General features: G+C 26.2%; 19 protein-coding genes and 2 pseudogenes. 9 read left to right on the top strand and 12 right to left on the bottom strand.

Annotated features, from left to right (window positions below):
* Window positions 1-240 precede the first annotated feature (240 nt).
* Complete coding sequence (locus AACK97_RS00815; protein WP_338967984.1) at window positions 241-1,185, bottom strand: IS30 family transposase; 945 nt, start codon at window positions 1,183-1,185, stop codon at window positions 241-243.
* Window positions 1,186-1,370: 185 nt separating this feature from the next.
* Here AACK97_RS00815 and AACK97_RS00810 point away from each other — a divergent pair, with 185 nt between their 5' ends.
* From AACK97_RS00810 to AACK97_RS00790, 5 genes are all read left to right on the top strand, one after another.
* Entirely contained in the window at window positions 1,371-2,891 is a 1,521-nt protein-coding gene (locus tag AACK97_RS00810) for a DUF2130 domain-containing protein (RefSeq protein WP_338967982.1), read from the top strand.
* A 116-nt stretch (window positions 2,892-3,007) separates the two neighbouring features.
* A complete protein-coding gene (gene hisS, locus AACK97_RS00805; protein WP_338967979.1) occupies window positions 3,008-4,285 on the top strand; it encodes a histidine--tRNA ligase in 1,278 nt (425 codons plus the stop codon).
* The gene (gene aspS / locus AACK97_RS00800; protein WP_338967977.1) at window positions 4,285-5,970 is read left to right on the top strand and encodes an aspartate--tRNA ligase; all 1,686 of its coding nucleotides are present in this window, start codon (window positions 4,285-4,287) and stop codon (window positions 5,968-5,970) included. Before hisS ends, aspS begins: the two co-directional genes overlap by 1 nt.
* A 68-nt stretch (window positions 5,971-6,038) precedes the next feature.
* Entirely contained in the window at window positions 6,039-8,063 is a 2,025-nt protein-coding gene (gene tkt, locus AACK97_RS00795) for a transketolase (RefSeq protein ID WP_338967974.1), read from the top strand.
* A 1-nt stretch (window position 8,064) separates the two neighbouring features.
* Entirely contained in the window at window positions 8,065-8,292 is a 228-nt protein-coding gene (locus tag AACK97_RS00790; RefSeq protein WP_338967972.1) for a YneF family protein, read from the top strand.
* A gap of 43 nt (window positions 8,293-8,335) precedes the next feature.
* On the opposite strand, the pseudogene AACK97_RS00785 reads toward AACK97_RS00790, so the two are convergent.
* Window positions 8,336-8,617 (bottom strand): annotated as a pseudogene (locus tag AACK97_RS00785) (JAB domain-containing protein); the annotation flags it as partial.
* A gap of 117 nt (window positions 8,618-8,734) precedes the next feature.
* On the opposite strand from AACK97_RS00785, the gene AACK97_RS00780 reads away from it, so the two are divergent.
* Window positions 8,735-9,679: an IS30 family transposase gene (locus AACK97_RS00780; protein ID WP_338967970.1), complete on the top strand. Its 945-nt coding sequence runs from the start codon at window positions 8,735-8,737 to the stop codon at window positions 9,677-9,679.
* A gap of 88 nt (window positions 9,680-9,767) precedes the next feature.
* On the opposite strand, the gene AACK97_RS00775 is transcribed toward AACK97_RS00780, so the two are convergent.
* Window positions 9,768-11,090, bottom strand: coding sequence for a hypothetical protein (locus AACK97_RS00775; RefSeq protein ID WP_338967967.1), 1,323 nt, complete (start codon window positions 11,088-11,090; stop codon window positions 9,768-9,770).
* A 335-nt stretch (window positions 11,091-11,425) separates the two neighbouring features.
* Here AACK97_RS00775 and AACK97_RS00770 point away from each other — a divergent pair, with 335 nt between their 5' ends.
* Together AACK97_RS00770 and AACK97_RS00765 are read left to right on the top strand one after the other, a co-directional pair.
* On the top strand, window positions 11,426-12,370 hold the full coding sequence (locus tag AACK97_RS00770) for an IS30 family transposase (protein ID WP_338967965.1): 945 nt from the start codon (window positions 11,426-11,428) through the stop codon (window positions 12,368-12,370).
* A gap of 32 nt (window positions 12,371-12,402) precedes the next feature.
* Window positions 12,403-12,873 (top strand): annotated as a pseudogene (locus AACK97_RS00765) (IS30 family transposase); the annotation flags it as partial.
* On the opposite strand, the gene AACK97_RS00760 reads toward AACK97_RS00765, so the two are convergent.
* Window positions 12,865-13,239 carry a helix-turn-helix domain-containing protein gene (locus AACK97_RS00760; RefSeq protein WP_338967963.1) on the bottom strand — a complete coding sequence of 125 codons (375 nt, stop codon included), beginning with the start codon at window positions 13,237-13,239 and terminating at the stop codon, window positions 12,865-12,867. The pseudogene AACK97_RS00765 and the gene AACK97_RS00760 sit on opposite strands and share 9 nt — an antisense overlap.
* A gap of 127 nt (window positions 13,240-13,366) precedes the next feature.
* Complete coding sequence (locus tag AACK97_RS00755; protein ID WP_338967960.1) at window positions 13,367-13,861, bottom strand: pyrroline-5-carboxylate reductase family protein; 495 nt, start codon at window positions 13,859-13,861, stop codon at window positions 13,367-13,369.
* Between the two features lie 185 nt (window positions 13,862-14,046).
* On the opposite strand from AACK97_RS00755, the gene AACK97_RS00750 reads away from it, so the two are divergent.
* Complete coding sequence (locus AACK97_RS00750; RefSeq protein ID WP_338967958.1) at window positions 14,047-15,123, top strand: IS30 family transposase; 1,077 nt, start codon at window positions 14,047-14,049, stop codon at window positions 15,121-15,123.
* Between the two features lie 25 nt (window positions 15,124-15,148).
* On the opposite strand, the gene AACK97_RS00745 is transcribed toward AACK97_RS00750, so the two are convergent.
* The 7 genes from AACK97_RS00745 to AACK97_RS00715 form a co-directional block, all read right to left on the bottom strand.
* Window positions 15,149-15,370: a pyrroline-5-carboxylate reductase family protein gene (locus AACK97_RS00745; protein ID WP_338967957.1), complete on the bottom strand. Its 222-nt coding sequence runs from the start codon at window positions 15,368-15,370 to the stop codon at window positions 15,149-15,151.
* A 65-nt stretch (window positions 15,371-15,435) separates the two neighbouring features.
* The gene (gene efp, locus AACK97_RS00740; protein WP_338967956.1) at window positions 15,436-15,993 is read right to left on the bottom strand and encodes an elongation factor P; all 558 of its coding nucleotides are present in this window, start codon (window positions 15,991-15,993) and stop codon (window positions 15,436-15,438) included.
* A gap of 2 nt (window positions 15,994-15,995) precedes the next feature.
* A complete protein-coding gene (locus AACK97_RS00735) occupies window positions 15,996-16,673 on the bottom strand; it encodes a class I SAM-dependent methyltransferase (RefSeq protein WP_338967955.1) in 678 nt (225 codons plus the stop codon).
* Window positions 16,674-16,675: 2 nt separating this feature from the next.
* Window positions 16,676-18,031, bottom strand: a complete 1,356-nt coding sequence (locus AACK97_RS00730) for a sigma-70 family RNA polymerase sigma factor (RefSeq protein WP_338967954.1) — start codon at window positions 18,029-18,031, stop codon at window positions 16,676-16,678.
* The gene (gene dnaG / locus AACK97_RS00725; RefSeq protein WP_338967952.1) at window positions 18,032-19,813 is read right to left on the bottom strand and encodes a DNA primase; all 1,782 of its coding nucleotides are present in this window, start codon (window positions 19,811-19,813) and stop codon (window positions 18,032-18,034) included.
* Window positions 19,814-19,837: 24 nt separating this feature from the next.
* Window positions 19,838-21,211, bottom strand: coding sequence for a glycine--tRNA ligase (locus AACK97_RS00720; protein ID WP_422397238.1), 1,374 nt, complete (start codon window positions 21,209-21,211; stop codon window positions 19,838-19,840).
* Window positions 21,212-21,669: 458 nt separating this feature from the next.
* A protein-coding gene (locus AACK97_RS00715) for an IS3 family transposase (RefSeq protein ID WP_338966745.1) occupies window positions 21,670-22,781 on the bottom strand; the annotation gives its coding sequence in 2 pieces (ribosomal slippage) (window positions 21,670-22,538 and window positions 22,538-22,781; 1,113 coding nt in all).
* Window positions 22,782-22,791 lie beyond the last annotated feature (10 nt).

The raw sequence follows: 22,791 nt of genomic DNA, 5'->3' as shown, positions 1-22,791 counted from the left end.
GACAAGCTCTAGTAGTAAAACATTTAGAAAGCACTTATATTAAAATTTATGATAGTTAATGAATCAACAAAAGATTAATATTGTTATTTTTAAAATATCTAGTAGTTTTTATTAATACTTGCGATTGAAATGAAGTAGTTTGAAAATATTACTATTTAATTAATGTCTTTTTTATTTATAGAAGGAGACATTTTATTTTTTTAAAATTACCTGAATTGTAAATATAAATGGGACAGTTTTTTAAAATAATTGTATTAAATCTATTGGTCTTTTATAAGATAATGATTTTCTGGGTGTAGAATTAATTTGAAATGCTATAGAATTTAAGTCTTTTTGTTTATATGAAGATAAATCAGTAGATTTTGGTAAATATCTTCTTAAAATACCATTATTGTTCTCATTTAAACCTCTTTGACAAGGTTTTCCGACATCTGCAAAATAAATTTTAACATTACAATTTTTTTCAATTAATTTTCATTTACTAAATTCTTTACCACGATCAAAAGTAATAGTTTTAATTGTTCCTGGTATTAATTTTGAAATAAATTTTATTATACTTTGTGTAATACTTTCTGCTTTATGATTTTTAGTTTTCAAAGGAATTGTGGTTTTTGATCATATATCAGCTAAAGTAATAATAGAACTTTTATGATCTTTACCAACGATAGTATCTCCCTCTAAATGGCCAAATTCTTGTATATTTTTAATATTTGGAATGATTAAATTTCTTTCATGAATAGATTTACAATTATTAATTCTGCCTCTAGTTTCTTTTTGTTTATGAGGTTTATTTTTGCCTTTTCTCAATAAATTTTTTTCATCAAAACCCATTCGATTTGTTTTAAACATGTTATATAAAGTTTTTGTTGAAATATTTTTTATTTTATTTTTCTTTAAAAAATCAGCAATTATATCAAGAGCATAATTTTTAGTAATTAACAAATGATTGATAGTATTAATTTCTGTTAAAGTTAAAATTATTAATTTTCTACCTGCATTTTGTTTATTTTTTTGAACTTGATTCAATATTTCTAATGGTAATAAGTTTTGATTTAATAATTTACAAACTCTGTGTACAGTTGATTTACTATAATCAATTGCTTTTGCTATTTTACGAATAGAAAATCCATAACTTTTATATTCTTTTATTGCTATTATTGATTCAATAGTCAGATACTTATACATTGTGCTAATTCCTTTCTTTTCTTAATTATAGAATTAACACAATTTGTTTTTTATATAAGTGTCCTTTTTAATTTTACATTTCAGGTAATATAAAATGTTTAGAAAATAATCTAGAATAGAAATTTATATCAGATTGTTAATGATAATATTAATTTATAAAATTAAAAAAAGAAAGGATTTAACTAATGTCATTTATAATTCAATGTCCACATTGTCATCAAGAAATTACCGAAAAGGATTTTGAAAAGAGTCATCAAGCAGTATCATATTTACAACAATTTTTTAATCGTAAGGAGCAAGAATATTGTGATAAGTTAAAAAATCAATTAGATGCTGATTTTCAAAAACAAAAAGCAATAGAAATTACTAGTGTAGTAAATGAAAAAGAAAATGAGTGAAATAAGCAACACGATAATGAATTGCATAAAATAAAAGAAGCCCATCAACAAATTTTAGATGGTTTAAACCAACAATTAAATGATGCTAAGAGCAATTTAAAATCCCAAGAAGAAACAAAAAAGGCTGATATTGAAGTTTCTATTTTGAAAGAAAAAAGCAATATTGAAAAACAAAAACAAAAAGAAATTGCTGATATTAAAGATAATTATCAAAAGATAATTGATGAGTTAAATTCTAAAATAAAAGATTTAGATATTAAAGAAAAAACTAATGCATCTCAACGAGAAAAATTGTTTACAGAAAAAGAACTTGAAATTACTAAAAATAAACAACAAGAAATTGATTTATTAAAGGATAAAATTAGTATTTTAGAAACCGAAAAGAAAACAAAGGAAGCAGATATTAAGGTTATTTTGGCTGAAAAAGAAAAAGAGTGAAGTAATTTACAACAAAATAAGTTGGATACTTTAAATAAAGACTATCAGAAAAATATTAATGATTTACAAGAGAAAAATCATCAATTAGATATGTTAGTTAAAACTAATGATGCTAAGGTCCAAGAATTAGTAGCAAAAAAAGAAACTGAAATTATTAATTCTAAACAAGAAGAAATTAATAAGTTAATTGATGAAACAACTGAATTAAAACTTAAATTAGAACAAGGACGAAATATTAGAACAGGAATTTTAGGAGCTAATTTAGAAAATGATTTTGCAGGTAAAATGCCATCGTTTTTTCCAAATGACCATTTTGAAAAAACAACTAAAACCATTAATGGTAAAAAACCTGATTTTAGGTTAGGAGTTTTGAATGATGAAGAGGATAATAAAGTAGTTGGTAATATCTTATTTGAGTTAAAAAATCAAGAAAAATTAGATAGTAAATGAGAGGAAAAATTAGCAATTGAATTAAAAGAATGAAATGCTAAGTTTGGCATTATTGTTTGAACTTATGCTAAAGCACCATTTAGTCGTTCTTCAAAATATCGTGATATTTTTATTATTAATACTGACCTTGAAGTTATTGCATTAATTGTTAATATTTTAAAAATTTTAATTAAAAAAGAATTTGCTTTATCATTACAATCTTCAACTAATAAAAATGATCAGGAATTTAAAGAACGCTTTAATAATTGATTACAAGATGAATTTAGTTCTTTAATTGGTAAAGCGATGCAAGAGTTTATTAAGTTTGAAAAGCATATTCAACAAATTCAAAACTCTAATGAGAAATTAAAAAGCGTTAAAGAGAGTTTACAAGAAATATTAATTGCTAAAATTGAGGATTCTTTAAAAAAATTATTGTAATTTTAAAAGACTTCTTGTAGTTAAGACAACAACAAGAAGTTTTTATTGAAAAATTTTTAATTTTTGTAAATAACTAGTAAAATTAGTAGTGAAAGTAAGTCTAAGGAGAGAAATGTATGGAATATAAAGCCCCCAGAGGTACTAATGATATTTTACCAATCCAAAGTAAACAACGATATCAATTACAACAAATTTTACGAGATATTGTTAAAAAATATAATTATGAAGAAATTAGTACGCCGATATTTGAACAGTATGAATTATTTCAAAGAACTGTTGGTGTTAATAGCGATATTGTTAGTAAAGAAATGTTTAACTTTCAAGATAAAAAAGGTCGTGAATTAGCACTTCGTCCTGAAAATACAGCGCCAATTGTTAGAGCAGTAATTGAAAATAAATTAGTTGATGTTTTAGGATTACCTTTAAAATTATTTTACTATGGACATATGTTTCGCTATGAGCGACCACAACGAGGGCGTCAAAGACAATTTACGCAATTTGGTGTGGAAGTTTTTGGTAAAAAAACTATTTATTTAGATGCTGAAATTATTTGTTTAGCAATGGATATTGTTAAATCGTTAAAGATTAATAATATTATTCTTAAAATAAATTTTTTAGGAGCAAAAGCAACCCAAAATAAATATCAACAAATTTTAAAAACATTTTTACAAGATATGAGCACAACATTATGTGAGGATTGTCAAAGAAGAATTACTAAAAATACCTTGCGAGTATTAGATTGTAAAATTGATCAAAATATTAAAAATTTACCAATAATTAGTGAAACTTATTCTGTTGAAGAAAAAGAATATTTTACAAGGTTAATAAAGTTATTGGATAATTTAAAAGTTAAATATGAGATTGATAGTAAATTAGTTCGCGGTTTAGACTATTATAATGATACTGTTTTTGAAATTATTAGTTTAGAGAAGGGTGTTGAAGGACAGAATACATTAATTGGTGGTGGTCGTTATGATAATTTAGTTGAGGAATTATCAAAAAATCAAAAATCAGTTCCAGCAATTGGTTTTGCAATCGGAATTGAAAGATTACTTAATGCTACTGAAAATCATTCAGACTTTATTAAAAAAATGCTTCCATTGGTTGATGTATACATTATTGCTTTAACCGCTACTGGTTATGAATTAGCAACTAATGTATTATTAACTTTAAGAAGTAATAATTTTATTAGTGATATGGATTATGAACAAAGGAATATTAAGGCTCAGTTTAATGTTGTTTCTAAATTAGATTGTCGTTTTGTTATTATTATTGGTGATAGCGAAGTTAAAGAGAGTAATTTAACTATTAAAAATCAGGAAACTAAGGTAGAAGAAAAGATTAGTATTAATGAATTAATTAATTATTTGAATGCAAATAAGGGAGATAAATAATGAGAAGTCATAATTGTGGTGAATTAAGAGAAGAAAATGTTAATTTAGAAGTTAACCTTTGTGGTTGAGTTCATACAATTCGTAAACTTAATAATTTAATATTTTTAGATTTACGCGATCGTTATGGAATGACGCAAATTATAATTAATAGTGAAAATCCTAACTATATTCTCGCTAAAAGTTTAAGCACTGATGATGTTATTAAAGTTGATGGTACGGTAGTGCTTCGTAAATCTAAAAATAATAATTTATCAACAGGAAATATTGAAATTATTTGTACTAATTTAGAGTTAATAAATAAATCACAAGTATCACCATTAGATAATGAAAGTTTAGAGGAAACGCGTTTAGAATATCGGTTTTTAGATTTACGAAGACAAGTAATGCAAGATAAAATAATTTTGCGTCATCAAGTTATGCAAATAATGCGTAATTTTTTAAATAATAATAATTTTTTAGAAATTGAAACGCCAATTTTAGCAAGCACAACTCCCGAAGGGGCAAGAGACTATTTAGTTCCGGCAAGAAATCAAAAAGGACATTTTTATGCGTTACCACAGTCACCGCAAATATTTAAGCAATTATTAATGGTTGGTGGTTATGATCGCTACTATCAAATTGCTCGTTGTTTTCGTGATGAAGATTTAAGAAGTGATCGCCAACCAGAATTTAGTCAATTAGATTTAGAAATGAGTTTTATTGAACAAAAGGATATTATTACTCTTTTAGAGCAAATGATGCAGGAAATAATGTTAAAAACTAAAAACATTAATCTAAAAATACCTTTTTTACAATTAGATTATGAAGTAGCAATTGATTTATATGGTAGTGATAAACCAGATTTACGATATGATTTAAAACTTATTGACCTTAGTTTAATGAATACTAGTAGTAAAAAGAAAACTACTAAAGCAATTGTTGTTTCTCAGTTATTAACTGATTTACAATTAGCAGACCTAAAAGTTATTGTTAGTCAATATCAGGCGGGACAGTTGGAATATATTACTTATGACAATAAAGTTATTGGGTCAGAGTTATTATCTAATAATGCTGAAGCTATCATTAATCATTTAGCAATTAGTAATCAAGCAACCGTTTTAATGATTACAAATGATTATGAATTGGCTTGCAATACAATGGGAGCCATAAGACAGGCTATTGCTAAACAATTAAATCTTTTTACTAATGAAGATTATCAATTTTTATGAGTTGTAAATTGACCATTATTTGCTTATGATAATGAAAGTAAAAAATTTGTTGCTGCCCATCATCCTTTTACGCGCCCTAATATTAAAGATGAAATTGATTTTACTAGTAATCCAATGTTAGTCAAATCTCAGGCTTATGATTTAGTATTGAATGGTTATGAAGTTGGTGGTGGTTCAATGCGAATTCATAGTCTTGAAATGCAACAAAAAATGTTAGAGTTTTTACAAGTTTCTGTTGAAGAACAAAAAGAAAAATTTGGTTTTCTTTTGAATGCTTTATCCTATGGAGCACCAATTCATGGTGGTATTGCTTTGGGATTAGATCGTTTAATAATGTTATTAAGTAATAGTCATAGTATTCGTGATGTGATTGCTTTTCCTAAAAATACTAAGGGTAGTGATATGTTAACGCATGCTCCTAGTGTTGTTAAACAAGAACAATTGGACATTTTAGGGTTAAATGTGGTAAATAGTTAGTAAAATATAGGTATTTTATGGAAAATATATTAAAATAAGTATGGTGAAAAGTAACAAGGAGGAATAATATGTCACAAAACCAATTTCAAAATGAAAACGATAATTATAATCGTGAGCAGTCAATTAATACTATTAAGATGTTAGGTGTTGAAGCTGTCAATCAAGCTAATTCAGGGCATCCGGGAATTGTTTTAGGAGCAGCACCAATGAGTTATGCACTATTTAGTGAACATTTATATTGTAATCCGCAAGATCCCCAATGAATTAATCGTGATCGTTTTATTTTATCAGCTGGACATGGCTCAGCATTATTGTATGCGTTATTACATTTAAGTGGTTATGATATTAGTATTGATGAAGTTAAAAATTTTCGGCAATTAGATTCAATTACTCCTGGACATCCAGAAAGAAATTTAACACCTGGTGTTGAAGCAACAACGGGACCATTAGGACAAGGATTAACAATGGGTGTTGGTTGTGATTTAGTAAGAACTTTTCTGGCACATAAATATAATAAACCTGATTTTAATATTTTTGACTATCATACTTATATTATTTGTAGTGATGGTGATTTACAAGAAGGCATAAGTCAAGAAGCTATTAGTTTAGCAGGTCATTTAAAATTAAGTAATTTAATTGTTTTATATGACTCTAATGATATTCAATTAGATGGTCCAGTAAGTTTATCACAAAGTGAAAATACAAAACAGCGTTTTTTAAGTGCTAATTGAAATTATATTTTAGTTACTGCGGGTAGTGACTTTAAAGCAATTAGTCAAGCAATAAGACAAGCTAAAGCGGAAACTGAAAAGCCAACTTTAATTGAAATTAAAACTATTATTGGTGTTGGCGCTTCAAAAGCAGGAACTAGCAGTGTTCACGGTGCCCCTTTAGGTGATGATATTATTAAGCTAAAAGAAAATTTAAAGTGAGATTATGAACCATTTTTTGTTCCTGATGATGTGAAAAATGATTTTAAAGTTAGAGTTGCACAAAGAGGTCAACAACAACAACAAATTTGAAATCAAATGTGAACTGAATATGCTAATAAATATGTTACTGAATATAAGGAAATTAATGATACTTTATATCATAACTATAATTTTACTGCTAATGATTTTCAAGATATTTTAATTGAACAAGATATGGCAACAAGAGATTGTTCATCAATAGTATTAAAAACTATTAGTAAAAAATTGCCATTATTTATTGGTGGTAGTGCTGATTTATCATCATCAACAAAAGTTTTAGGAAGTGATGGATATTTTGCATCTAATAATTTACAAGGTCGTAATATTATGTTTGGCGTTCGTGAATTTGGAATGGGTGCTATTAGTAATGGGATGCTATTGCAAAAAACTGTTCGCTCATTTGTTGCTACTTTTTTAATTTTTAGTGATTATATGAAACCTGCAATTCGTTTAGCTTCATTAATGGAAATTCCTAATATTTTTGTTTTTAGTCACGATTCAATTGCTGTTGGTGAAGATGGACCAACCCATCAACCGGTAGAACAAATTTCAATGTTAAGAGCATTACCTAACTTAAATGTTTTTCGTCCTTGTGATATGAAAGAAACGATTGCTAGTTATATTTGTGCATTGAATAGTAAAGATAAGCCAACAGCAATTTTAGTTTCGCGACAAAATTTACCGCAAATTATTTCTAGTGATGTTAATAAAGCATTAAAAGGCGGATATATTATTAGTCCTGAAAAATCACAATTAGAATTAATAATTATTGCTACTGGTAGTGAAGTGCAATTAGCATTAAAAGTTCAGCAACAATTACAAAAAGAAAATATTAATACTATTCGTGTTGTTTCTATGCCTTCAACAACTGTTTTTGATTGTCAAGATGTGACTTATAAGTTAGAAGTGCTTCCGCAGACTGTTAAAAAGATAAGTTTAGAAATGGCTTCAACTTGAGGATGACATAAATATGTTGATAATGGGATAACTTTTGGCATTGACAGATTTGGAATATCAGCACCAATGCAAGATATAATGAATGAATTAGGATTTACTGTTGATAATATTGTATTACAAGTTAAACAATTATTACAAAAAGATAATATAAAGGAGAAAAGATAAAATGCCTTGATGAGCAGGATTGTTAATTGGTCTTGTTGGCGGTTTAGTAATAGGAGGGTTATTAGCATTTTTAATATCTAAAAAGATGTTTGAAAAGCAATTAAGAGATAATCCACCAGTTAATGAAAAAATGATTCGAGCAATGTATATGCAAATGGGAAGAAAACCTTCCGAATCACAAATTAAAGCTGTGATGAATGCGATGCGTCGTAATCAAAAAAAACCTTAGAACTAATAAAATAATTTTTTAAACTGCCATATAATGGCAGTTTTTATATGGCAAATTTAGTTTGCAATAAAATACTATAAAAATTATTTTTACTAATAATGATGTGATCAACAAATTCAATTTTTAAAACTTTAGCAATATAAATTAAAGAATTTGTGGTTTCTATATCATGTTTACTAGGCAAACTATCATTATTAGGGTGATTATGAGCACAAATAATTTTTTGGGCATGATTTTTTAAAACGAGGTAATATATATCTTTTGGATCAATCGAAATTTGATTAATTGTTCCTTGATACACAAGTTGTTTAAAAATAATCCGATTATTATTATTGCTGAATTATACTTGTAAGTGCAAGTAAATAAAATTGCAAAAGATTTCATATAAAAATTTCATGATGCTAAGTTTATTTTAGAAAAAGTAAATTTAAGGAGTTTTTATATGGGATACAAACATCTTGGCATAGATGAAAGAATTTATATTGAGAATCAATTGAAATTTAAAGTAAAAATTAGTGAAATAGCTAAAAATCTTAATCGAAGTATTAGTACTATTAATCGAGAAGTTAATAGAAATAAAGATAATAATCATTATTTTTCATTAATTGCACAAAATAAAGCAGAAAATAGAAAACAATTACATGTTTATTTTCATAAATTTAAAAATAGAGAATTAGTAAAATATGTACAACAAAAATTATTATTAGGTTGATCGCCTGAACAAATTTATGGCAGAATTAAAAATTTTCATCAAGAATGAATTATTAGTTTTAAAACAATTTACAATTGAATTTATTCTGGATTACTTGAAAAGGTTACTAGTAAAAATTTAAGAAGAAAAGGTAAGAAACGAAAATCTCAAGAAAATCGGGGTAAATTTAATGGTAAATCCATTAAAGAACGAAATGTTAATAATCGCATAACTCTTGGCCATTGAGAAGGTGATGCTGTAGTATCATCACGAGGTAAAAGTAAATCATGTTTAATAACTTTAGTTGAAAGAACATCAAGATTTACTTTAGCAATATTAGTTGAAAATAGAACTACTAAAGTTATTAACAAAAATATTAGTCATTATTTATCAATTCTTCCAAATAATCTTGTTAAGACTATAACATTTGATAGGGGTAAAGAATTTGCTAATTGACAACAACTTGAAAAAAATTTAAATGTGAAAATTTATTTTGCTGATGCATATTCACCTTGACAAAGAGGTACTAATGAAAATACTAATGGTTTAATTAGAGAAAAATTTCCTAAAAAATTTAATTTTTCAAACACTACTAAAAATGCAGTTCATAAATTTATATTGTCTTTAAACCAAAGACCAAGAAAAATACTAAATTATCTTTCGCCAATCGAATATTTGGTTAGAAAAATAATTTAGTTGCACTTAACTTTACAATTTGGCATGTAATAAAAATTAAAAATTTACAATCCCAAAACATGAATTCATTCACTAATAAAATTAGTAATTATTTCTTATTTTTTTTAATTGGTTTTATTACAAAATAATATAGTAAATACCAAAATATTAAACTAGTTGCAACTAAACTAAAGGCAATGATAATAATTATTTTTGTACCAATTTTATTTTTTTCTTCAATTAATTTTTTTATCGTTGACGATTGTGGTCCATTATTTAATTTTGATTGTTCTAATATAGGAATTGATTCAATATGGGAACCAAAAATATATTTGCTATTATTAGTTGCTTGAACAATAATGTTTCGATTTACAGTTCAATTGCTATCATTTAAATTATCAGTGTTAATATAATAATCATTTTTTTCAGTAATTCCTGGAAATTTATTTTCTAATTGTGTTTTTATTTTTTGAACAATATCATTTTTAATGACTGTACCTTCTATTGTGCTGACATTTTTACTGTTAATTATTTTATATGGTTGTAAATTAAATGGAACAGTTTTTATATGTGGCTTTGCTATTATTTTAGCATCTAATAATAATTTAAAAATTCTTTTCTTCACTGAATAATACATATTATTATTGTTATCAAAAGAAATTGCATTAATAACACCATTTATTCCATTAATTTTTCTCACTGTTGTTTCACCACTTTTTAAAACTTCTATCCCCGCAACTGTTCGAAAGTAAACATCATTATTACTATTAATAGCAATCGTACGAACAGCATCATCAACACCATCAATTTTAGTTGCAGTAGTTGCACCAACTTTCAAAACATATGCCCCTGCTTTATACTTAGAATAATAAATATTATTACTACTATCAATAGCAATTGAAAAAAGATCAGTAAGAGAAGAGAATTTATTTACTGTTGCTTCGTTTGCTTTTAAAATATAAGTGTTATTCTTTGTTCCAAAATAAACATCATCATTACTAGTAATAGCAATACTGCGAACAAAACTACTAACGCCTTCAATTTTAGTTGCAGTAGTTGCACCAACTTTCAAAACATATGCGCCATTGCTAAAAGTACCAAAATAAATATTCTTATTGCTATCAATAGCAACGACACGAATATGGCGATATTCATTAACATTTAAAGCATCCTTACATAATAATTTTGCTTTGTTAGTTTTTTGGTCAATAACATAAGCACCGTGATAAGTTCCAAAATAAATGTTATTATTAACACTATCAACTGCAATAGTACTCACATTTTGAAGTAATTCCTCCTTATTACTTATTATGATTTCTTCACCAAGCGGTTTAATATCATTATTAATAACAGTCTCGATATTACTTGTTGGCACTGGTAATGTTGGTGCTGTTAAGCTCATTATACTTGCAATAGATAATAATACTTTCATTTGTCAGCTCCTTAAATATGATTATTTACCATAAATTTTAAGATTTTGGATTAGAAATATTATACTATTTTTTTGCCAAATTGTAAAGTTAAGTGCAACTAAAGGTCGCGTTTAGTTTTCTTAGGTATTGCTTTGAAGAAGTAAAACAATCAGCTAATTATATTATTTAATTACTAAACTAACCCTGCCTTTCTTGTTATTGTCATTTTTATTCATTACCATTTTATCATATTATTGAATTTTTACACAACCTGAAATGTAAAATTAAAAAGGACACTTATATAAAAAACAAATTGTGTTAATTCTATAATTAAGAAAAGAAAGGAATTAGCACAATGTATAAGTATTTGACTATTGAATCAATAATAGCAATAAAAGAATATAAAAGTTATGGATTTTCTATTCGTAAAATAGCAAAAGCAATTGATTATAGTAAATCAACTGTACACAAAGTTTGTAAATTATTAAATCAAAACTTATTACCATTAGAAATATTGAATCAAGTTCAAAAAAATAAACAAAATGCAGGTAGAAAATTAATAATTTTAACTTTAACAGAAATTAATACTATCAATCATTTGTTAATTACTAAAAATTATGCTCTTGATATAATTGCTGATTTTTTAAAGAAAAATAAAATAAAAAATATTTCAACAAAAACTTTATATAACATGTTTAAAACAAATCGAATGGGTTTTGATGAAAAAAATTTATTGAGAAAAGGCAAAAATAAACCTCATAAACAAAAAGAAACTAGGGGCAGAATTAATAATTGTAAATCTATTCATGAAAGAAATTTAATCATTCCAAATATTAAAAATATACAAGAATTTGGCCATTTAGAGGGAGATACTATCGTTGGTAAAGATCATAAAAGTTCTATTATTACTTTAGCTGATATATGATCAAAAACCACAATTCCTTTGAAAACTAAAAATCATAAAGCAGAAAGTATTACACAAAGTATAATAAAATTTATTTCAAAATTAATACCAGGAACAATTAAAACTATTACTTTTGATCGTGGTAAAGAATTTAGTAAATGAAAATTAATTGAAAAAAATTGTAATGTTAAAATTTATTTTGCAGATGCCGGCAAACCTTGTCAAAGAGGTTTAAATGAGAACAATAATGGTATTTTAAGAAGATATTTACCAAAATCTACTGATTTATCTTCATATAAACAAAAAGACTTAAATTCTATAGCATTTCAAATTAATTCTACACCCAGAAAATCATTATCTTATAAAAGACCAATAGATTTAATACAATTATTTTAAAAAACTGTCCCATTTATATTTACAATTCAGGAAATATTAAAAATATACAAGAATTTGGCCATTTAGAGGGAGATACTATCGTTGGTAAAGATCATAAAAGTTCTATTATTACTTTAGCTGATATATGATCAAAAACCACAATTCCTTTGAAAACTAAAAATCATAAAGCAGAAAGTATTACACAAAGTATAATAAAATTTATTTCAAAATTAATACCAGGAACAATTAAAACTATTACTTTTGATCGTGGTAAAGAATTTAGTAAATGAAAATTAATTGAAAAAAATTGTAATGTTAAAATTTATTTTGCAGATGCCGGCAAACCTTGTCAAAGAGGTTTAAATGAGAACAATAATGGTATTTTAAGAAGATATTTACCAAAATCTACTGATTTATCTTCATATAAACAAAAAGACTTAAATTCTATAGCATTTCAAATTAATTCTACACCCAGAAAATCATTATCTTATAAAAGACCAATAGATTTAATACAATTATTTTAAAAAACTGTCCCATTTATATTTACAATTCAGGTTTTTAAAACTAATAATTCATTCTTGATGAAAATTTTTAATTCTGCCATAAATTTGTTCAGGCGATCAACCTAATAATAATTTTTGTTGTACATATTTTACTAATTCTCTATTTTTAAATTTATGAAAATAAACATGTAATTGTTTTCTATTTTCTGCTTTATTTTGTGCAATTAATGAAAAATAATGATTATTATCTTTATTTCTATTAACTTCTCGATTAATAGTACTAATACTTCGATTAAGATTTTTAGCTATTTCACTAATTTTTACTTTAAATTTCAATTGATTCTCAATATAAATTCTTTCATCTATGCCAAGATGTTTGTATCCCATATAAAAACTCCTTAAATTTACTTTTTCTAAAATAAACTTAGCATCATGAAATTTTTATATGAAATCTTTTGCAATTTTATTTACTTGCACTTACAAGTATAATTCAGCATTTTTGATAATTTTAATTTTAGATACTATCTTCTAGTTGTTTACTCCTTAACATACAAGCATTTACAGCATCACTAATAATATTTTGCAAGTTATTAGTTTCAAAAACTTTAATTGCTGCCATTGTTGTACCATCAGGCGATGTTACATTTTCTTGCAATTTTTTTAGCTCTAAATCACTATTTAAAATATTTGTCGCAACACCAAGTAATAAACCACCAACAATTGTTTTGGCTTCATCTTTACTAAGATTATTATTTTCAGCAATTTCTATTAACGGTTGTAATCAATGATATAAATAACCACTAGCACTACTACAAATAGCAATAAACAAATGAATTTGTTTTTCACTTAATGAAATGGTTTTACCACAATAATTAAAAATGTTTAATGCTTGCTCATTAGCAATAACATTACCCTCTTCACAAATCATTGTCATTGAATTATTAAACTGACAAGAAGTATTGTGCATTACTCTTGTAACCTCACAATCTTTAAATATTGTTTTTAACAATGTCATATTAATTCCCGATGCCACAGAAATTATTATTTTCTGAGTAAATAAATTTGTTAACTGCTCTTTTAATTTTAGCTGAATTATACTTGTAAGTGCAAGTAAATAAAATTGCAAAAGATTTCATATAAAAATTTCATGATGCTAAGTTTATTTTAGAAAAAGTAAATTTAAGGAGTTTTTATATGGGATACAAACATCTTGGCATAGATGAAAGAATTTATATTGAGAATCAATTGAAATTTAAAGTAAAAATTAGTGAAATAGCTAAAAATCTTAATCGAAGTATTAGTACTATTAATCGAGAAGTTAATAGAAATAAAGATAATAATCATTATTTTTCATTAATTGCACAAAATAAAGCAGAAAATAGAAAACAATTACATGTTTATTTTCATAAATTTAAAAATAGAGAATTAGTAAAATATGTACAACAAAAATTATTATTAGGTTGATCGCCTGAACAAATTTATGGCAGAATTAAAAATTTTCATCAAGAATGAATTATTAGTTTAGGTTGATCGCCTGAACAAATTTATGGCAGAATTAAAAATTTTCATCAAGAATGAATTATTAGTTTAGGTTGATCGCCTGAACAAATTTATGGCAGAATTAAAAATTTTCATCAAGAATGAATTATTAGTTTTAAAACAATTTACAATTGAATTTATTCTGGATTACTTGAAAAGGTTACTAGTAAAAATTTAAGAAGAAAAGGTAAGAAACGAAAATCTCAAGAAAATCGGGGTAAATTTAATGGTAAATCCATTAAAGAACGAAATGTTAATAATCGCATAACTCTTGGCCATTGAGAAGGTGATACTGTAGTATCATCACGAGGTAAAAGTAAATCATGTTTAATAACTTTAGTTGAAAGAACATCAAGATTTACTTTAGCAATATTAGTTGAAAATAGAACTACTAAAGTTATTAACAAAAATATTAGTCATTATTTATCAATTCTTCCAAATAATCTTGTTAAGACTATAACATTTGATAGGGGTAAAGAATTTGCTAATTGACAACAACTTGAAAAAAATTTAAATGTGAAAATTTATTTTGCTGATGCATATTCACCTTGACAAAGAGGTACTAATGAAAATACTAATGGTTTAATTAGAGAAAAATTTCCTAAAAAATTTAATTTTTCAAACACTACTAAAAATGCAGTTCATAAATTTATATTGTCTTTAAACCAAAGACCAAGAAAAATACTAAATTATCTTTCGCCAATCGAATATTTGGTTAGAAAAATAATTTAGTTGCACTTAACTTTACAATTTGGCTTTAAAATATCTTGGGGGGGGTTAATGCTAAGATAATTATTTCACAATCCCTTAAAAATTCTCATTGTTTACTTACATTAATATGACGATTATTTCAATATTGAAAACTTTTATCACTATTAATAACAACTTTAATATTTTCATTAGTAAAAGCATTAGTATTTAATAACCCATCAATAATTGCTTTCCCCATATTACCAGCACCTAAAAATCCAATTTTCACTTTAATTAACTCCTTTATATGTTTGTAATAACTATGACATAAAAAAAATAACCTTTTAGGTTATTTTAAGCTCGGTGCTGATATTTACCATCAACTGTGGAAACAACAATATAATCATCTGTATTAATAAATAATGGTACTTGTAATGCTAATCCAGTTTCAGCAACTGCTCTTTTGCTTGGCGAAGAACTACTATCACGTTTAACAGCCTGTTCAGCTTCAATAATTTTTAAAGTTACTTTATCTGGTAACGAAATCGTTAAAATTTCATTATCATATTGTAATACTTGAACTGGTAAATTAGAAGTTAAAAACTTTAATTCTCATGCCATTTTTGTTTTATTAATTTCAACTTGTTCATAACTTTCATTATCCATAAAAATCAAGTTATTTCCATCACTATATAAATATTGCATCACGCGTTTATCAAGATGCGCCCGTTCAACTTTATCACCACTAGTAAAAGTTAAATTAATAATTGCATTGCTTCGCAAATTTTTAACTTTAGCTTTAACATTTGCTTGGCCTCTTCCAGCTTGAGCACGACCAGTATCTAAGACTAAAAATAGATTACCACTATGTCTAAAAGTCATGCCATTGCGTAAATCATTAACATTAATCATCTTTATTTCTCCTTTTGCTTTTGCAATTTATTTCTAATTAACAAAACTTGTAAATTCATTATGGCATTAATTTGATTTGGGGTTAATTTATTGATAATATTTTCATAATGAAAAAGTTTGTCGGTTCACATTTTGTTAAATAATAACTCATATTTATTTTCTAAATTTAGTCCAAACATAATTTGTTCATCACTAACAATTAAACAACCGTGCGTTTTATTAATAACAATAATCTCATAAATAAAATTATTATCTTTAATTAATAATTCGTCTTCAATAAAATAATTGTGGTCTTGGACTCATTTACGAATTTTAGACATTTCATTATTTGTTTGAATTATATAACGATTAATTGATTGATAATCATTAGTTAAAATATTAATAATTGTCTTGGCACCTAATCCCGCAATAATAACACAATTAATGTTATCACTAGCATTAATTCATTTAATGCCATCTCCTAAAATTGGAAAAATATTATTTTGTAATTGATTTTGAATAATATTTTTCTGAGCTTGTACTAATGCTTTAGGATTAATATCACTAACAAAAATATTATTCATTCCTTTTTTCTTTACTAAATAAATAGCAACTAAACCGTGGTCACAAGCAATATCAGCAACAATATCATTAGGATTAACTAAATTAGCAATTGTTGCTAAACGATGAGATAGTTTCATTATTAACCTTTATAAAAATCTTTCAAAACTCTTGACTTTGAAGGACTTCTTAGTTTGCGACAAGCTTTAGCTTCAATTTGACGAATTCTTTCTCTGGTAACACCAAATTCACTACCAACTTCTTCTAATGTTTTTGGTGAATCATACTTAGTTAAATATTTATCAATAACATAATCATTTAAATTAATTACCTTTTCAATTGGCGTATCAAACTTAAAATCTAAATTCATTATTTCACTAATTAATTCATCTTTTTCGCTTCCCTCTTCTGCTAAATCAACTAGCGATCGAATTTTAGTTGGTAGTAAACCAAAACGCATCCGAATAACCTTTTCCTCGCGTTTATTTAAGATTTCTTCAAAAACCTTATCTAATTGTTCTCGTAATGATTCTCGTTCAGCATAATCATCTGGTGAAAAAATATCTTTGTCTTCAACAAAATCAGCAAAGTGTGTATCATCTTCTTCGCCAATTGGTTTTTCTAAAGAAACTGGTTCCATTGATAATCGTTTAATTTCACGAACTTTTTCAGCAGTCATTCCCAAACCAATTTTTTCTGCAACTTCAGTATGGGTTGGTTCCCGACCTAATTCTTGAGTTAATTGGCGTTCAATTCTTGTTAATTTATTAATAGTTTCCACCATATGAACCGGTATTCTAATCGTTCTTGCTTGATCAGCAATCGCTCTTGTAATTGCTTGACGAATTCATCAAGTTGCATAAGTAGAAAATTTAAATCCTCGGCGATAATCAAAACGATCAACTGCTTTCATTAAACCAATATTTCCTTCTTCAATTAAATCTGAAAAATCTAAACCACGATTAGTATGCCTTCTAGCTACTGAAACAACTAACTTTAAGTTAGAAATAATTAACTTATTTCGTCCATATTGTTTAATTTCAAGATCAGATGAATCCAACATTCTTGCATATTTTACTTCTTCTTCTTTTGTTAAAATTTTACTTGAACCTAAACGATTAAAGTAGGCTTTAATAATGTCATGAATTTTAGTTTCATTAGAAATACTTGGACCATTATTTTTAAAGTTAATAATAATATCATCATCTTCATCAAAAATAGCTCGCTCTTTAACAATACCATCATCTTCAAAATCAGAATGTTCTAAATCAATATCAACTTCAACTTCATCATCATCAACTAAATCGGTTCAAACAACACCATCATTTTGTAGTTCATTAATAAAAGATTCTAAGAGTCCATCTTCAATATCTAACATTTCAAATGCTTTTAAAACCTCTTCTTGACTAATATGATTATCATTTTTTTTAATCTTTTTTAATAAGTCATACTTAATCTCATCAAAAGTTTTTATTTTTTTAAATATTCTTTTTCGCATCTATTGACCACTCTTTTCTCTTTTAATATTTTTTGACAAACTAATAATTTTTTCCCCAATTGCTATTTTTTCATTAACATTATTAGTTGCTAATCATTTTTTTGCTCATTTATCTTTTTCTAATTTAATTAAATAATTATAAATAGTTTCTTGACAATCATTAATTAACTTAGGGCGATAAACAAATTCTTGTTTATTATAAAGACTATAAATCATTTCTAACGACTTTTTTACTTGTTCTTGTTGTAATGATTTTAGAAAATCTTCATAATTTACTTTTCCTGCTTGCGGATTTTTATCATATCAACTAATAATTTCTGATAATAAAACTTTTTTAATGGGATCAATTAAGGAAAAATTATTTAATTCGCTATTAGTTAATGTTTCTTTTGTATAAAGTAACGAAAATATAATAATATTTTCCGATTTCTCAATCGGATTTAAATATAAATTCTTATTAGCCCCAGCATTTTTAGGATTTATTTTATCAGTAGTTTCTATTGTTTGCTTAGCAAACAATGTTTGTTCAAGGATTTTTTTATTCAAATTAGTTATTGTTTCCAACTTATTTAAATAAAAATTTACTTCAACAGCACTATGTAATAACTGAAAAAATGGAGTAACTTTTTTTAAAAGTTCAGTCACATTATCAATTTTCTTTAAATCTAAATTATTTTGAAAATAATTTAAAACAAAGTCTAAAGGATGAATACTATTTTTAATTAAAGCGCGAACTGCTACTGCACCTTCTTTTTTAATTAAATCATCGGGATCCAATGTTGTTGGATTGTTTACTACTTTAACATTAAATTTGTGATATCATAATTCACTAATCATTTTAAACGCAGCTATAATTCCAGCATCATCACCATCCAAAAATAAAATAATTTCATTAGTAACCTTTTTTAATATTGAACAATGTTGTGCACTTAAACTTGTTCCCATAATGGCAACGGCATTGTTAATGCCAATTTTGCTTAAAGCAATAATATCCATAAATCCTTCACAAATTAATAAATACTTATCTTGATGCAAATGATTTTTTGCAAAACTTAAGTTATACAATAATTGATTTTTTTTAAAAATATTAGTTTCTAAGGTATTCATATATTTTGGTTGTTGATTTTCCAAATATGAACGACTCGAAAAACCAATGATATTATGTTCTATATCACGAATCGGAAACATAATCCGATTTCTAAAATAATCATTAAAATGATTATTTTGATAAACAACTAAACCAGAAATAACTAATTCACTAGGTTTATAACCTTTTTGTTGTAAATATGCTACTAGTCCATCTTCGCTAGGCGCCAATCCAATACTAAATTGTTCTCTTAACTTATTATCAATATTTCGCTGTTCTAAATATTTTTTTGCTTGAATACCAATTTTGCTATCTAAATGATACATAAAGTATTCACAAGCTAAAGCATTAATCGCAAATATTTTCAAATTTTCACTATCATATTTATTTTTTGTTCATTGCTCTAATTCTTGTAAATCAATATTTACAAGTGCTGCTACTTCTTTTAAAGCTTCTAAAAAGGAAATTTTTTTATATTTTTGCAAAAAAGTAAATACATTCCCAGAAGCTTGACAAGAAAAACACCGATAAATTTGTTTTTCAGGAGAAACACTCATTGAAGGCGCATTGTCTTCGTGAAAAGGACAAACTGTTCAATAGTTACGACCTTTTTTTTGCAATTTTAAATATTGACCAATAATTTCAGTAATATTAGTTCTCGTTCTAATGAGAGAAATTTTTTCAGGATTAACCATACTAGCTTTATTTCTCCTTACACTTTAATTTTGTTCTTGCAAGTGTTTAAGGTATTTTCTTAATTTTCTAACTTTTACTCGTTTTTGCACCATCGTGTCGCGAAAACGCACCGTTATACTTCTTCTTCACCGTCTTAAGCTTTTAAAATCAACCGTAATACAATAAGGCGTTCCAATAGCATCTTGACGACGATATCTTTTCCCAATACTTTGCGTTTCATCATAAGTTGCTAAAAAATCGTTAGCTAACTCTTCATATAATTTATACGCTTCTTCATTTAATTGCTTACTTAAAGGTAAAATAGCAATATAATAAGGAGCCAAATTATGATTTAATCGCAATATCGTGCGTTTACTATTATCTGGCAAAATCTCAACATCATAAGCATCATTTAAAATAGCCAACATTAATCTGCCAACACCGACTGACGGTTCAATAACATTCGCAAATATTTTCGCATTTAATTCTGAATCTAAATAACTTAAATCTTCACCACTATGTTCACTATGCGTTTTTAAATCAAAAGAAGAACGATTACTAATACCCCATAACTCTTGCTTACCAAAAGGAAAATTATATTCAATATCCACAGTTCGCTTCGCATAATGAGCTAAAACACTATCTTCGTGTTCATTTAAACTAAAATTACCCTGTTTAATACCAACATCTAATAAAAATTGCTGACAATAACTTAATCAATAATCAAATCACTCCGTTTGATCATTAGGATTAAAAAAAAATTCCAATTCCATTTGCTCAAATTCTCTTGTCCGAAAAATAAAGTGTCCCGGAGTAATTTCATTACGAAAAGCTTTTCCAATTTGACCTACCCCAAAGGGCAATTTCTTTCTTAAACTTCGTTGAATATTTTTGAAATTTACAAAAATTCCTTGCGCTGTTTCTGGTCGTAAATAAACAACACCTTGATCATTTGCTAAAACCCCTTGTTGAGTTTTGAACATCAAATCAAATGAACGAACCGCTGTAAAATTATTATTCTTACAATTAGGGCACACAACTTGATGTTCTTTTAATAAGGCTTGCAATTCATCAGCACGCAATTTTTGAAAATCAACAGTCACATTGCTTAACAAATGATCCACCCGAAACCGCTTAATACAACTTTTACAATCCACAAATAAATCGTAAAAATTATCAAGATGCCCCGAAGCCTCCCAAACACTACTGTTCATAATAATGGCACTATCCAGTCCAACATTCAAAGGATGATTCGTCACAAACCGTTCCCATCACAAATGTTGCAAACGATTTTTCAACTGTGCTCCCAACGGACCATAATCCCAACTATTACTTAACCCACCATAAATTTGCGAACCCTGAAAAACAAAGCCATACTCCTTCAAATGATTAACTAACAATTCCATTCTTTTATTAATATCCGCCATAGCAACCCCGCTCTAAAAAACAAAGACCCAAGACATTATTCATTCAAATACTACTTAAATAAAACCCGAGTTCTTCACAATAATTGTATTAAATTTTTATTTACTTTTTATATATGCAATAGCAATATCTAATGCACCAAACAAGTATAGAATATACCGTATATTTTGTCAACCTATTATAAGGGTGTGGGTCGCGTTTAGTTTTCTTAGGTATTGCTTTGAAGAAGCAAAACAATCAGCTAATTATACTATTTAATTACTAAACTAACCCTACCTTTCTTGTTATTGTCATTTTTATTCATTATCATTTTATCATATTATTGAATTTTTACACAATGAAAAATTATTAATTTTATTAAATTTTCACTAATTATCTAAATTTATGTTTTCTATATTTATTCGTATATACAATACTGCCCTTGGATTGACAACCCTTTTTAGGACACTTTTTATGTAGACTGGTATTTTCTAAATTCAACGGGAGTTAAATAATTTAAACTGCCATGAATTCGAATATTGTTATATCAATTAACAAAATCAAATAGTTCGCATTTTAGTTGTGTTAAGTTTGCAAATTTTTTACCGTTAATAAATTCGGTTTTAAAGGTTTTGTAAGTTGCTTCAGCAACAGCATTATCATATGGGCATCCTTTGGAGCTTAATGATCTTTTAATTTTAAAGGTTATTAAAATTTCATCAATAATTTTATTTTTAAACTCATTACCACGATCAGTATGAAATAAAGTTATTTTATTTAATGGTCGTGTTATCTTGTGAAAAGCTTGTTGAACTAATTCAGCAGTTTTATTTGGTCCAGCACTATAGCCAATTACTTCGCGATTAAACAAGTCAATTAATAAACAAATATAATGTCATTTAGTGCCAACTTGAACATATGTTAAATCACTAACAACAACTTCATTTGGTTTTTTGTCATTAAATTGACGATTTAAAACATTATTAATTTCGTCATTATTAACTGTTTTTTTATGATTACAATATTTTAACTTGGTGTATTTAGAAACCAAATTATTTTTGATCATAATGAATCGGATTTTTCGTCGTGATAAAATGATATTTTTTCTTATTAAAACAGCTTTAATTTTACGAGCACCATAAATCTTGCGACTTTTATTAAATGCACTGATAACTTCTTGTTCATAATTATTAACATCAAACTTGGTGCATTTATTAGTTTGATAATAATATGTTGATTTTAGTAAACCTAAAATCTTACATATTTTCCTCACTGAATATTTATTTTTGTTGTTATTAATTATTGTTATTTTTTCCCGATTATCAGTGCTGCTTGCTTTAAAATGTCATTTTCCATTCGTAATTGTTGGTTTTCTTTTCGCAAGTAAATTAATTCATTTTCTTCGACAGTGCGATTATCTTTTGCTTTAAATGACCCAGAATTATTATAATTTTTAATTCAACTATAAATAGTTGGTTTTGGTAAATTATATTCTTTCCCTAAATTAATAACACTTTTGTCATTTTTGTATAGCATTACAATTTGTTTTTTAAATTCTTCAGAGTATGAGGTTTTATTTCCCATTTTTATATTC

Source organism: Spiroplasma endosymbiont of Lonchoptera lutea (genome assembly GCF_964019715.1).
In the GTDB taxonomy this organism is placed as follows: domain Bacteria; phylum Bacillota_I; class Bacilli_A; order Mycoplasmatales; family Nriv7; genus Nriv7.
This window is presented reverse-complemented; position numbering and strand designations above follow the sequence as displayed.